We start from the raw sequence: 13,934 nt of genomic DNA on the forward strand, positions 1-13,934 counted from the left end.
GCATGGCGTGGATCTACTGAAGCCCCACGACGGTGGGTGCGGACCTGTGGGTGCGCACCGTTGGTCCGCACACCTCCAGCGGTCTCAGACGATGTCGTCGACCACGCCGCCATCCACGCGCAGCGCTGCGCCGGAGGTGGCCGAGGCCTGCGGCGAGGCCAGGTAGACCACCATGTTGGCCACTTCCTCGACCGTGGCGGCACGCTGGATCACCGAGGAGGGGCGATGCTCCATCACGAACTCGCGGCCGATCTGTTCCAGCGGCTTGCCGCTGCGCTGGCGTTCATCTTCAAACATCGCGGCGAAACCGTCAGAGAGCGTCGGACCGGGCAGTACGGCATTGACGGTGACGCCACTGCCGGCCACGCGCTTGGCCAGGCCGCGCGACAACGACAGCTGCGCGGTCTTGCTGACCCCGTAGTGGATCATGTCGGCCGGGATGTTGCGCGCCGATTCGGAGGAAATGAACAGCACGCGGCCCCAGCCGGCATCGACCATCGCCGGCAGCAGCGCACGCGACAGGCGTACGCCGGACATCACGTTGGTCTGCCAGTAGCGCTCCCAGGTGGCGTCGTCGGTCTCGAAGAAGTCCTCGGGGCCGAAGATGCCGGCGTTGTTGACCAGGATGTCGACCTTGGGCAGGCCGGCCAGCAGCGTTTCGGCACCGGCCGCATCCGAGAGGTCAGCCGCGACACCAAGCACATGGGCACCCGGTACCGTAGAGAGCAGGTGCTGGCGTGCGCGTTCAATGCTGTCGGCACTGCGGCCGTTGAGGACCACCGTGGCCCCGGCCGCAGCCAGGCCCTGTGCGATCGCCAGGCCGATGCCGGCGGTGGAAGCGGTGACCAGTGCGGTGTGGCCGCCGAGTTCGATCTTCATGGGGACATCCAGGGCAGGGGGGGGCCCCAGTATCGATCCGGCGGTGTGATCGGAATGCAGCGCAGGGCGCAACGCGTTGTTGCACGCGGCGCGGTGGATACACGCCATGCGTGGATGGCATGCCCGATTCAGCGGTGAGGGATCAGGTCAGGCTGGTCACCGCCGCATTGGCCGCCGCCCGTACCTTCGGCAGCAGGCGCAGCACCAGCGCCATCTGCGTGCGGATCAGCTGCAGCTTCGGTGGCATCGCCTCGTCGATCTGCTCCAGCTCGGCGGCGACCGCGCGATCCGCATCGTTGTCGTCCTCTGCGACCGGCTGCCGTGCGGTCAGCGCCGTCGCCAGCTGCTGCAGTGCCTTGCGCACGCGATCACCGGCGGCCAATGCCAGCGGATCGCCGGCGTAGCTGTCCACCTGGTCGCGATGCGCACCCAGGGCCGACAGGTGGCCGAGCAGGGTGTTGGACAGGGCCAGGAAGTGGAAGCCGGCATCGAGGTTGCGGCGCACGTGGCCGGGCTCGCGCAGCATGTTCGACAGCGCGGTGGACAGCGCCGCGTCGGCGTTGTGCATGTCGCGGCGGGCGATGCGGTAGGCCAGGTCGTCGCGCATGCCGCTGCGGTACTGGCCCAGCACCGAGTCCAGGTAACGTGCGGCGGTGTCCAGCACGCGCGCCAGAACAAGGTGCAGCTGGCGGCCCTGCCAGTCGGGCAGGATCAGGAACGCCGCCGCCGCTGCGATCGCGCAGCCCAGCACGGTGTCGACCATGCGCGGCACGATCAGCACGAAGCCATCGCCGATCAGGTTGAAGCAGGTCAGTGCCATCACCGTGATCGCCGCCGACGCCACCAGGTAGCGGTCGGTGCGGGTGAAGAAGAACAGCAGCGCCGATAGCAGGGCAATCAGCAGCTGCACGTGCAGCTGCGGGAACAGCTGCAGAAGTGCCCAGGTCAGCACCAGGCCGGCGAGCGTGCCGACGATGCGCTGGGCCAGGCGTTGGCGGGTGGCGCCGAAGTTGGGCCGGCACACGAACACGATGGTCAGCAGCACCCATGAACCGTTCTGCGCATTGAACAGGCGGATCGCTGCAAAGCCTGCGATCAGTGCCAGGGCCATGCGCAGGCCGTGGCGGAACAGCACCGAGCCGGGCGTGAGCTGCTGGCGCAGGCGCACGCCCATCTCGCGCAGCGTATGCGGGTTGCTGTCGCGCAGGCGGGTATCGACGTTGTCGAGGCTGGCCTCGGAGCGTTCGGCGTCGAGCAGGCGGCGCTCGATGCTGCGCAGGTTGTGCACCAGCAGGTCCAGCGAACCGAGCAGGCGCTGCCACTGTGGCCGCTGCTGGTCACGCAGGTAGGCCAGTGCATCGGCCAGGTCGCGCCCGGCCTGCTGGTTGTTCTCGCCATACACGAACGGGCGGCGCAGGCGGATCGCCTCGCCCAGCCGCGCGCAGGCCTGGCCCTGCAGATCGAGCAGGCGCTGGCAGCGGTACAGCACGTCGCTGTGGAAGAAGGCATCGACCAGCGCGCCGTACGGGTAGTGCGAAGAACTGGCGCGTTCGTGGAAATCCTGCGCCATGTAGTACAGGCGCAGGTACAGGCCGGAGTTCACGCCGGGCCGGCCGGAACGGCCGAAGCGGGCCAGGATCGCGGTCTTGGCCTCGTTCAGCGCGCCGACGACACGCCGGTTCTGCTCGGCCAGGTCGAGCTGGCGGCGTTGCAGGTCGGCCTCGCGCACCGGTTCGAACAGGGCGGCTTTCAACTGCAGGTAGCGGCCCAGTTCCTGGTACAGCCGTGCCACGCGCTCGCGCACCGGCCGGTTGGCGAACAGTGCGGTCCACAGGATCGACAGCAGGCCATACCAGACCGCACCGGCCAGCAGGTGGCTGACGGCGTCCAGTGCGCTGTGCAGGTCGCGCGCGCCATGCTGCTCCAGGCCGATCATGGTGTAGATGGCCAGCGTCACCGTGGCCTGGGCAATGGACGCATAGCGCTCGCCGAGCGCACCGAGCAGGGTCAGGCCGAAGGTGGACAGTGCCAGCGCACCGATGAAGATCCACGGCCACGGGAACAGCCAGATCACCGAGGCCGCCGCGATGCAGAAGCACAGCAGCGAAAGCGCCACGGCCTTGGTCCGGCCCCACCAGTTGTCATCGGTCTCGGCGATGGCGCTGGCGATGATGCCCAGGAACACGCCGGGCAGGGCGGTCAGCGCATCCAGCTGCCAGCACGCGGCCACCGCTGCCGTGAGGGCGATGAACACCCGCAGGCCGTAACTGGCCTTCTCGTGGGCCCACAGGCGGCTGAGACGGGATTGTCGGGCGGACATGCAGGCTCGGTGGAAGGATCTGCCACCATTATTGCGGGCTGCGCGTGAAATATGCAGTGCGGACCAACGGTCCGCACCCACTCTTCGCAACCATGGTAGTGCCGGTCGCTGGCCGGCAGATGCGCCGGGGAAGCCGGCCGGCGGACGGCTCTACCGGGCTAGGCCCGTTGCGCGCGCTTGAGCAGCTTCGCCTCGCGCTTGCGTGCGCGACGTGCCCGCCAGCGTTCGGCCAGGCACGAGAAGATCACGTACAGCGCCGGCGTGCTGAGCAGGGTCAGGCTCTGCGAGAACAGCAGGCCGCCGATCATCGCGATGCCCAGAGGGCGCCGCAGTTCGGAGCCTTCGCCGAGGCCGATCGCCAGCGGCACGGCCGCCAGGATCGCCACCATGGTGGTCATCATGATCGGGCGGAAGCGCACGATGCTGGCCTCGCGGGCGGCGTCGCGGGGCGCCAGCCCGTGCTCGCGCTGCGCCACCAGCGCGAAGTCGATCATCATGATCGCGTTCTTCTTGACGATGCCGATCAGCAGCACCAGCGCGATCATCGAGATCACCGACAGCTCGGTGTTGGTGCCGAACAAGGCCAGCAGCGCACCCACGCCCGCTGCGGGCAGCGTGGACAGGATGGTGACCGGGTGGATCAGGCTCTCGTAGAGCATGCCCAGCACCAGGTACACGGTCAGGATCGCGGCCAGCACCAGGATCAGCATGTCGCTGGGGTCGGAGTTGAATCCGAAGCCTGCATCATCGGCCAGGCGGATGTCGCCCGGCATGCGCATGCCCGCCACGGTCGCGTCGATGATCGCCTTGGCCTCGCCCATGCTCACGTCCGGAGCCAGGTTGTAGCTCAGATCCATCGTCGTGTACTGGTTTTCATGGGTGATCTGCGACGGTGCCAGCCCCGGAATCTGGGTGGCCACTGCGGTGATCGGCACCATGTCGCCGTTGCGCGCCCGCACGTACACCTCATCCAGCGCCGCCGGGGTGGCCGTCTGCGACGGCAGGGCGTTGACCACCACGCTGTACTGGTTGATGTCCGAGTAGATGGTCGAGATCTGGCGCTGGCCGAACGCCCCGTACAGCGCGCCGTCGATGGCGCCGACGGTGATGCCCAGGCGCGCGGCCTTTGCGCGGTCGATCTGGATGTTCTGGCGCAGGCCGGCGTTGTCGACATCGGTGCCGACGTCGCGCAGTTTCGGGTTCTTCTTCAGTTCCGCCTGCAGCTTGGGCAGCCATTCCTGCAGCGCGGCCAGGTCGTTGCCCTGCAGCGAGATACGGTACTGCGCACCCTGGCTGGAGCCACCACCATCGTTGCTGGGCAGGTCCTGGATCGCACGCAGGCGCAGCTGCAGGTCCGGGTAGCGGTCGGCCTTGGCGCTCAACCGCGCCAGCGCATGCGCGGTGGTTTCGCGGCGGCCGTCGCTGCGCGATTTCAGCTCGATGTTGAACTGCGCGCTGGAGCCCTGGCGGCCGCTGCCCAGGCGTACGCCCACGGTCTTCACCGCCGGGTCGGCCATCAGCATGTCAGTGATGCGCCGCTGGCGGGCGACCATGTCCTCGAAGGAGACGGTGGCGCTGGAGTTGGCGCGGCCCCAGATCAGGCCGGTGTCCTGCGGCGGGAACGCACCCTTTTTCACTGCACCGAACAGGAACACGGTGACGCCGATCAGGATCAACGGGGTCAACGACATCAGCAGCGCGTGGCGCAGCGAGAAGTCGAGGAACACGGTGTAGATGCGCAGCATGCGCTCGTGGCCGGCATCGAGCCAGCGGCCGAACCGCGACGGCGGCGCCGCGTGGTCGTGCGCGCTGAGGAAGCGGCTGCACAGCGCCGGGGTCAGCGTCAGCGAGACGATCATCGAGACCACGATGGCCGCCACCAGGGTGACGGTGAATTCGCGGAAGAACGCGCCCATCATGCCGCTGGCGAACAGCAGCGGGATGAATACCGCCACCAGCGAGGCGGTGATCGAGACGATGGTAAAGCCGATCTCGCGTGCGCCGGTCAGCGCCGCCTGCATGCGCGGCATGCCCTCGTCGAGGTGGCGCATGATGTTCTCGATCACCACGATGGCATCGTCGACCACGAAGCCGATCGCGATCACCAGCGCCAGCAGGCTCAGGTTGTTCAGGGTGAAGCCCATCACGTACATCACCAGTGCGGCACCGGCCAGCGACAGCGGCACGGTCACCGCGGCGATCAGCGTCGGTGCCAGCCGGCGCAGGAACAGCGCCATGGTCAACACCACCATCGCCAGGCTGATCAGCAGGGTGATCTGCACTTCATGCAGCGAGGAACGGATGGTCGGCGTACGGTCGAAGTACGGCGTCATCGTGGTGCCCGGCTGCAGGTAGTCGCGCAGGGTCGGGATCTGTGCCTTGACCCGGTCCACGGTCTCCACGATGTTGGCGCCGGCACGGGTGAACACGTACATCACCACCGCCGGCTTGTGGTCGAACCAGGCCGCCTGGTAGGCGTCCTGCTGGCCGTCGTAGACGTTGGCGATGTCCTTCAGGCGGATCACCCGGCCATCGCCCTGGGTCTTGACCACCAGGTCGGCGAAGTCGGCCGCACGCGCCACCGAATCATTGGCGATGATCGCGGTGGTGGTGTTGCCGTCGCTGAGGAAGCCGGTGGGCGAGGTCACATTGGCCGCGCGCACGGCGTTGCGCAGGTCATCGGCGGTCAGGCCGAGGGCGTTCATCAGGCGCAGGTTGACGTCCACGCGCACGGCCGGCGTCGAGGCACCGGCGATGTCGACCGAGGCGACGCCGCTGATCTGGCGGATGCGCTGCGCCAGCAGCGAGTCGGCAACGTTGTACAGCTCGTCGGCCGACTGCGTCTGCGAGGTCAGCGCGATGGCGATCACCGGGTCATCGTTGGGGTTCGCCTTCTGGTACATCGGCGAGCCCATGCCCGAGGGCAGGTCGGCCTGCGCCGAGTTGATCGCGGTCTGTACGTCCAGCGCCGCCGAATCGATGTTGTGACCGCTCTGGAAGATCATGAACACCAGCGAGCTGCCTTCCGAGCTCGACGAGCGCATGCGGTCGATGCCCGGCAGCTGGCCCAGGTGGCGCTCCAGCGGTGCGGTGACCGTGGTCGCCATGGTGGCTGCATCGGCGCCGGACTGGCTGGCGTGCACGAAGATCACCGGGATCTCGATGTTCGGCAGTGCCGACACGCCCAGGCGCAGGTAGCAGATCAGGCCGACCATGAACAGGCCGATGGCCAGCAGTGCGGTGCCGATCGGGCGGCGGATGAAGGGGCCGGACAGGTTCATCGTGCGGCCCCCCGCAGCAGCGGGGCGTGGATCATGCCTGCGGCTCCTGCAGCGAACCGTTGCGCGGCGCACGCTGTTCGCGGCGGCGGGCCAGCCACTCGGAGAAGCGCTCCATGTACAGGTAGATCACCGGCGTGGTGTACAGGGTCACCAGCTGCGACAGCAGCAGGCCGCCGACGATGGCGATGCCCAGCGGGCGGCGCAGTTCCGAGCCGATGCCGGTGCCCAGTGCCAGTGGCAGCGCGCCGAGCATGGCGGCGGCGGTGGTCATCATGATCGGGCGGAAGCGCAGCAGGCAGGCGCGACGGATCGCTTCATGCGCGTTGGCACCGGCCCGACGTGCCTCGATCGCGAAGTCAACCATCATGATGCCGTTCTTCTTGACGATGCCGATCAGCAGCACGATGCCGACGATGCCATCCACCGACAGGCTCAACCCGCACAGCATCAACGCAAGCAGCGCACCGACACCGGCCGGCGGCAGCGTGGAGATGATCGTGATCGGATGGATGTAGCTCTCGTACAGCACGCCCAGCACGATGTAGATCACCACCAGCGAGGCCAGCAGCAGCCACACCACATCGGTCTGGCTGCCGGTGAATTCGGCGGCCTTGCCGATGAACTCGGCATGCAGGTGGGTGGGCATGTCCAGGCTGTCCTTGGTCTCCTGGATCGCACGCACGGCCTCGGACAGCGAATAGCCCGGTGCCACGTTGAACGAGACGGTCACTGCCGGCAGCTGCTGCTGGTGGCTCACCACCAGCGGCGCGCTGCTCACCTTGCCTTCGGCCAACGCCGACAGCGGGATGATGTTGCCGGCGCCGACGGTGATGCCGGTGTTCTGCGCGCCGATGCCGGTGGCGGTGGATGAGTTGGACGAGGTGACCTGGCCGAAGCTGGTGGCATTGGTGCCGGTCAACGCGCCGGCACCGTTGGAGGCCACGGCCAGCTGTTCCATCAGCGCGGTGCTGGTGCGGAACTCCGGTGCCACTTCCAGCACCACGCGGTACTGGTTGAGCTCGGTGAAGATGGTCGAGATCTGGCGCTGGCCGAACGCATCGTAGAGCGTGTCATCGATGGTCTGCATCGGCACGCCCAGCACGCTGGCCTTGTCTCGGTCGATGTTCAGCTCAAGCGCGCGGCCCTGGTTGGACAGGTTGTTGTCGACGTCGGCCAGTTCCGGGCGCTGGCGCAGCGCTTCGGTCAGGCGCGTGGCCTGGGTGGCCACCGTCGCCGAATCCACGTCCGACAGCGAGTACTGGTACTCGGTGGCGGCCACACGGGTATCCAGGGTCACGTCCTGCACCGGCTTCAGGTACAGCGCCACGCCCGGAATACCGGCCACCGCCTTCTGCAGGCGCGGCAGGATCTCGTCCAGGCCATCGCGCTGGCTGCGTTCCTTCAGCACGATCGACAGCTGGCCCTGGTTGAGCGTGGGGTTCATGCTGCCGGCACCGATGAAGGCCGACACGCCGGTCACGTCCGGATCGTGGCGCAGCGCTTCGGCCACCTGCTTGGTGCGCTGCTCCATCTGCGGGAAGGCGATGTTCTGGTCGGCCTGCACCACGCCGGTGATCAGGCCGGTGTCCTGCTCGGGCAGCAGGCCCTTGGGAATCAGCACGTACAGCAGCACGGTCAGCACCAGCGCGCCGCCGGCCACGGCCAGGGTCAGGCGCTGGTGGCCCAGCACCCAGTCCAGGCTGTGCTCGTACAGGCCGACGGTGCGCGTCCACAGGTTCTGCTTGCCGGCGGCCGCTGCGCGCTCATGCGCGTCCTCGCCCTCGGGCAGGGCATCAGGCTTGAGCAGGTAGGCGCACATCATCGGGGTGAGCGTCAGCGAGATCAGCATCGACAGCACCACGGCGATGCTCAGCACCCACGCGAACTCATGGAACAGGCGTCCGGTGACGCCGGGCATCAGCAGCAGCGGCAGGAACACCGCCACCAGCGAGACGGTCAGCGACAGCACGGTGAAGCCGATCTGGCGCGCACCGATTTCGGCCGCTTCCTTGCCACTCTTGCCCTGCTCGATGTAGCGCACGATGTTCTCGATCATCACGATCGCATCGTCGACCACGAAGCCGGTGGCCACCACCAGCGCCATCAGCGAAAGGTTGTCCAGCGACATGCCGGCAAACGCCATTACCGCGAAGGTGCCGGCCAGCGACAGCGGCACCGCCACCGACGGGATGATCGTGGCCCACAACCTGCGCAGGAACACGAAGATCACCGCCACCACCAGGCCAATGGTGAGGATCAGGGTGAACTGCACTTCATGCACCGAGGCGCGGATGGTCTCGGTGCGGTCGTTGAAGATCTCCAGGTGCACGTCGGCCGGCAGCACGCCCTGCAGCTGCGGCAGGATCGCGCGGATGCGCTCGACGGTCTGCACGATGTTGGCGCCGGGCTGGCGGCGCACTTCCAGCAGTACCGCCGGCTTGCCATCGGCCCAGGCGGCCAGCTGGTCGTTCTCCACGCCATCGACCACGTCGGCCACGTCGGACAACCGCACCGGGCGGCCGTTCTTGTAACTGATGATGGTGTCGCGGTACTCGGCGGCACTGGCCAGCTGGTCGTTGGTGCCGATGCTGTAGGACTGGGTCTTGCCGTTCAACGAACCCTTGGGCGCGTTGACATTGGCCTGGGTCAGCGCGCTGCGCAGCTGTTCCAGGGTCAGGCCCATGTTCGACAGCTGCGCCGGGTTGACCTGGATGCGTACCGCCGGGCGCACGTTGCCGGCGATCGAGACCAGGCCCACGCCCTGCACCTGCGACAGGCGCTGGGCCAGGATCGAGTCGGCGTAGTTGTTGACGTCGCGCAGCGGGCGCGTGTCGGAGGTCAGCTTCAGGGTGACGATGGCCGCGTCGGCCGGGTTCACCCGGTTGTAGACCGGCTGGTAGGGCAGCGACGAGGGCAGGGTGGCCTGGCGGATCGCCGCCTGCACGTCCTGCGCGGCGATGTCGATGTCGCGGTCCATCGAGAACTGCAGGATGATCGTCGACAACCCGGCCGAGGAGTCGGAGGTCATCAGCTCCAGCCCGGAGATCTGCCCGAACTGGCGCTCCAGTGGCGTGGTGACCAGCGAAGCCATGGTGGTGGCATTGGCGCCGGGGTACTGGGTGGTAACCACCAGGCTGGGTGCATCGATTTCCGGCAGCGCCGACACCGGCAGCTTGCGGTAACCGAGGATGCCCAGCAGCAACAGCCCCGCCATCAACAGCGAGGTGGCGATGGGGCGGCGGATGAAGATCGTCGAAAAGCCCACGGACTGATCCTTGCTGGCACTTCATTGGCAGCGCCGGCGGGGATGCCGGCGCGGGAGAGGTCAGTGGCCTGCGCTCAGCGCGGGCCACCACCACGACGGCCACCGCCGCCACCGTTCTTCTGCTCGGCGGCCTTCAGTTCGGCCTCGGTCGGCGCGGCCGGCGTTTCGCCCGGCTTCAACGCGGTGACCTTGCTGCCCGGCTTGAGGCGGAACTGGCCTTCGCTGACCACGCGCTCGCCACCCTTCAGGCCTTCGGCGATCTGCACCTGGCTGTCGCCCACTTCCACGCCGCTGCGCACGGTCTGCATCTTTACCGTGTTGTCGCCCTGCACGATGTAGACGTACTCGCCATCCGGGCCACGCAGCACCGCCTGGGTCGGGATGACCACGCCGCCACCGATCGTACGCAGCTGCATGCGCACGTTGACGAACTGGCCCGGCCACAGCCCGTTGTCGGCGTTGTCGAAGATTGCGCGGGCCTTGAACGTGCCGCTGTCGGCGCTGATCAGGTTGTCGACCACGTCCAGCTTGCCGTCGCCGGAGAGCACATGCGAATCGGCGCGGTCCAGCGCGGCCACCGGCACGGTGCCGGCCGCCTGCGCCTGGCGCACGTCGCCGAGCTGGCGCTCGGGCAGGTTGAACAGCACGTGGATCGGATGGATCTGGGTCAGCGTGACCAGCGCGGTACCGGCGTTGACCACGTTGCCGGCGTCGACCGCGCGGATGCCGGCAATGCCGGAGATCGGTGCGGTGACCTTGGTGTACTGCAGCTGCACCTGTGCCGAGCGCATGCTGGCCTCGTTGGCGGCCACCGCGCTTTCGTACTGTGCCACTTGGTTTCGCTGTGTATCCAGATCGGTCTTGGCAACGTACTGGCGATACTCCGGCGCGTTCGAGCGCTGGAAGTTGGAGCGTGCGGTCGCCAGCAGGGCTTCGTTCTGGCGCTTGGCCGCCGCCGCCTGGTCATAGCTGGCCTGGGCGGTGCGCGGATCGATCACCGCCAGCACGTCACCCTGCTTCACTTCCTGGCCTTCGCGGAAATTGAGGCTCATCAGCTGGCCGCCCACCTGCGGGCTGACGGTGACCGTGTTCATCGCCGTCACCGTGCCCAGCGCGCTGGCGTACACCGGCACGTCCTGGCGCGTGGCGTCGACCACGGTCACCGGCACCGGACCGGCATCCGGGTCTTCGCCGCCCTGGCGTGCGCCCGCAGCGGGTTTTCCAGCCTTGTCCTTGCCTCCGCCGACGACGCGCAGGCCGACCACGGCCAGCACCAGTACCGCCACGACCAGCAGCACGATCTTCCAAACACGTGACATTACGAGGACTCCAAGAGGGCTGGACCGGGCGGGACCCCGGGGGCAATGCGCAAAGCATACCTGTGCCACATCACGTTTCCTGCATGACGGATGGGACGGGCGCTAAGACCGGATCCAGCCGCGGAGGTTCCCGTAGCGGCAGTGTTGCCCTACATTCAGCTGGAACCCCTTGCCGTGGAGATTGCGATGCGCCGTTCGCTGCTGTTGTCCGCCCTGTTGCTGGCCCTGCCGGCGCTTGCCCATGCCCAGGACGGGCAGCGCCCGGAAGTGACCGCCGCCGCACAGCGGCTGCAGGCCCGGGTGGTTGAATGGCGCCGCGATTTCCACCAGCACCCGGAGCTGTCCAACCGCGAGGCGCGCACCTCGGCCGAGGTCGCCAAGCGCCTGCGTGCGATGGGCCTGAAGCCGAAGACCGGCATCGCCCATCACGGCGTGGTGGCGATCATCGAAGGCGGCAAGCCGGGCCCGAAGATCGCGCTGCGTGCGGATATGGATGCGTTGCCGGTGACCGAGCAGACCGGCCTGCCGTTCGCCTCCAAGGCCACCGACCAGTACCGTGGCCAGACCGTGGGCGTGATGCATGCCTGCGGCCATGATGCGCACACCGCCACCCTGCTCGGCGTGGCCGAAGCGCTGGTGTCGATGAAGAAGGACCTGCCGGGCCAGGTGATGCTGATCTTCCAGCCGGCCGAGGAGGGCGCACCGCCGCCGGAAGAGGGCGGTGCGGCACTGATGTTGAAGGAAGGATTGTTTGCCGACTTCAAGCCGGAGGCGGTGTTCGGCCTGCATGTGTTCTCCAGTGTGCAGGCAGGGCAGATCGCAGTGCGCGGCGGCCCGCTGATGGCCGCCTCGGACCGTTTCGGGATCAAGGTGATCGGCCGCCAGACGCACGGTTCGGCACCGTGGAATGGCGTGGACCCGATCGTGGCCACCGCCGATCTGGTCGGCACCGCGCAGACCATCGTCAGCCGCCGCGCCAACCTGTCCAAGCAGCCGGCGGTGCTGACCTTCGGCGCGATCAACGGTGGCATCCGCTACAACATCATTCCCGATGAAGTAGAGATGGTGGGCACCATCCGCACCTTCGACGAAGGCATGCGCCAGCAGATCTTCGCCGACCTGCGCAACGTGGCCGAGCACACTGCTGCCGCGCACGGCGCGAAGGCAGTGACCGACATCTACGAGTCGGAAGGCAACCCGGCCACGGTGAACGACCCGGCGCTGACCGCGAAGATGCTGCCGAGCCTGCAGGCGGTGGTGGGCAAGGACAACGTGTACGAGCCGCCGCTGCAGATGGGCGCGGAAGACTTCTCGCTGTACGCGAAGGAAGTGCCGGGCATGTTCTTCTTCGTGGGTTCGACCAGCGTGGGCATCGACCCGGCGACGGCGCCGGCCAACCATTCGCCGAAGTTCCTGCTGGATGAGAAGGCGCTGGATGTCGGGCTGCGGGCGTTGCTGCAGGTGAGCCTGGACTACCTGCACGGTGCGGGCACTCCTGCGGGCTGAGGGTTTCCGGCAGGGCTTGCAGCCCTGGGTGCGCGACATCGCATGCGCGCTGTCGCTCCCACAGTTCGCTGCGCGAACCGTGGGCCCCCCTTACCAGCTTCCAGACCCCCGCCGCTTCGCGGCCGCCCCCTGACTCAGGGGGCTTTCCTCTAGACCCGATCCCGTGGCTTGCCGGTAGATCCACGCCATGCGTGGATGGCAGACATCCGGAATGTCTGAAGGATCGGCTTTTGATTTTGATTTTCCTGATCTTTCCCGTGGTGGCGCGGGAAACTGTCCGTGGCCGGGAGGGTGGGTTGACTGGGGGCGTGAGCCGCATGGATGCGGCGACCGAGCCTCCATGGACGGATTCACGGCGTCCCCCAGCCAACCCACCCTCCCGGCCAACCCGAGATCCTGCCCTGAACCACCACGGAGGGGCTCCGCCGTTGGCCGGCCCGGCCGAAGGCCCGCTTCTGGCGCGATACAATGACCCCCATGAACACCCCACAGGATTCCAGCCTCGGTCGCGAGGTCAGTTACCCGTCGCAGTACGATCCCGGCCTGCTGTTTCCCATCCCCCGCAGCGGCGCGCGCGCCGAGATCGGTCTCGATGATTCGGCGCTGCCATTCGTCGGTCACGACCGCTGGCACGCCTTCGAGCTGAGCTGGCTCGACCCGCGCGGCAAGCCGCAGGTCGCCGTCGCCACCGTGCAGGTGCCGTGCACCTCGCCGCGGCTGATCGAATCGAAGTCGTTCAAGCTGTACCTCAACTCCCTCAACAGCACCCGCATCGACACCGCCGAAGCACTGCGCGCACGCATCGTCGCCGACCTGTCGGCCTGTGCCGGTGCGCCGGTCCATGTGGCGTTCGGCCTGCCGGGCCTGCGCGAAACGCCGCTCGGCGAATCGATTGACGGGCTGGAGGTGGAGATCGACTGCTATGGCCCCCCGCAGGCGGACTTCCTCGCCGCTGATGCCGGCCAGGTGGTGGAAGAGACCCTGGTCTCGGCGCTGCTGAAGTCCAACTGCCCGGTCACCGGCCAGCCGGACTGGGCCACGGTCAGCCTGCGCTACCGCGGGCCGAAGATCGACCGCGCCGGCCTGCTGCGTTATCTGGTCAGCTACCGCGAGCACGCCGAGTTCCACGAGCAGTGCGTTGAGCGGATCTTCAGCGAGGTGTCCACGCGCTGCCAGCCGGAGTGGCTGGAAGTGGAAGCCCGCTATACCCGCCGTGGTGGCCTGGACATCAATCCCTGGCGGGCCAGCCCCGGCATCGCCGCCCCGGCCGCGACCTACCGCGAACTGCGCCAGTAACCCCCGAAGGCGGTTACTGGTAGTGCCGGCCGCCGGCCGGCACCTTGCAGGCACCCGCCTTCCCGATT

At 67.8% G+C, this 13,934-nt stretch carries 7 protein-coding genes; 2 read left to right on the top strand and 5 right to left on the bottom strand.

Annotated elements, in window-relative coordinates; genetic code table 11:
• Positions 1–84: 84 nt before the first annotated feature.
• The 5 genes from AC5P7U_RS04745 to AC5P7U_RS04765 form a co-directional block, all read right to left on the bottom strand.
• The gene (locus AC5P7U_RS04745) at positions 85–879 is read right to left on the bottom strand and encodes an SDR family NAD(P)-dependent oxidoreductase (RefSeq protein ID WP_049458497.1); all 795 of its coding nucleotides are present in this window, start codon (positions 877–879) and stop codon (positions 85–87) included.
• 142 nt (positions 880–1,021) lie between these two features.
• Complete coding sequence (gene yccS / locus AC5P7U_RS04750; RefSeq protein WP_006473615.1) at positions 1,022–3,199, bottom strand: YccS family putative transporter; 2,178 nt, start codon at positions 3,197–3,199, stop codon at positions 1,022–1,024.
• A gap of 158 nt (positions 3,200–3,357) precedes the next feature.
• Positions 3,358–6,480, bottom strand: a complete 3,123-nt coding sequence (locus tag AC5P7U_RS04755) for an efflux RND transporter permease subunit (protein WP_006473614.1) — start codon at positions 6,478–6,480, stop codon at positions 3,358–3,360.
• 31 nt (positions 6,481–6,511) lie between these two features.
• Entirely contained in the window at positions 6,512–9,745 is a 3,234-nt protein-coding gene (locus tag AC5P7U_RS04760) for an efflux RND transporter permease subunit (protein ID WP_495220825.1), read from the bottom strand.
• Positions 9,746–9,819: 74 nt separating this feature from the next.
• Complete coding sequence (locus tag AC5P7U_RS04765; RefSeq protein WP_006473589.1) at positions 9,820–11,064, bottom strand: efflux RND transporter periplasmic adaptor subunit; 1,245 nt, start codon at positions 11,062–11,064, stop codon at positions 9,820–9,822.
• A gap of 186 nt (positions 11,065–11,250) precedes the next feature.
• Here AC5P7U_RS04765 and AC5P7U_RS04770 point away from each other — a divergent pair, with 186 nt between their 5' ends.
• Positions 11,251–12,570, top strand: coding sequence for a M20 family metallopeptidase (locus tag AC5P7U_RS04770; protein WP_006473586.1), 1,320 nt, complete (start codon positions 11,251–11,253; stop codon positions 12,568–12,570).
• A gap of 477 nt (positions 12,571–13,047) precedes the next feature.
• Positions 13,048–13,866 (top strand): NADPH-dependent 7-cyano-7-deazaguanine reductase QueF, encoded by an 819-nt coding sequence (queF, locus tag AC5P7U_RS04775; RefSeq protein WP_197563484.1) that lies wholly within the window; start codon positions 13,048–13,050, stop codon positions 13,864–13,866.
• Positions 13,867–13,934: the final 68 nt, after the last annotated feature.

The sequence above is a fragment of the Stenotrophomonas sp. YJH_SMC_57 genome (assembly GCF_059369755.1).

Bases quoted from the DNA above. Each gene is read 5' to 3' on its own strand.
- AC5P7U_RS04745 (WP_049458497.1), bottom strand. From the start codon at position 879: ATGAAGATCGAACTCGGCGGCCACACCGCACTGGTCACCGCTTCCACC.
- yccS (WP_006473615.1), bottom strand. From the start codon at position 3,199: ATGTCCGCCCGACAATCCCGTCTCAGCCGCCTGTGGGCCCACGAGAAG.
- AC5P7U_RS04755 (WP_006473614.1), bottom strand. From the start codon at position 6,480: ATGAACCTGTCCGGCCCCTTCATCCGCCGCCCGATCGGCACCGCACTG.
- AC5P7U_RS04765 (WP_006473589.1), bottom strand. From the start codon at position 11,064: ATGTCACGTGTTTGGAAGATCGTGCTGCTGGTCGTGGCGGTACTGGTG.
- AC5P7U_RS04770 (WP_006473586.1), top strand. From the start codon at position 11,251: ATGCGCCGTTCGCTGCTGTTGTCCGCCCTGTTGCTGGCCCTGCCGGCG.
- queF (WP_197563484.1), top strand. From the start codon at position 13,048: ATGAACACCCCACAGGATTCCAGCCTCGGTCGCGAGGTCAGTTACCCG.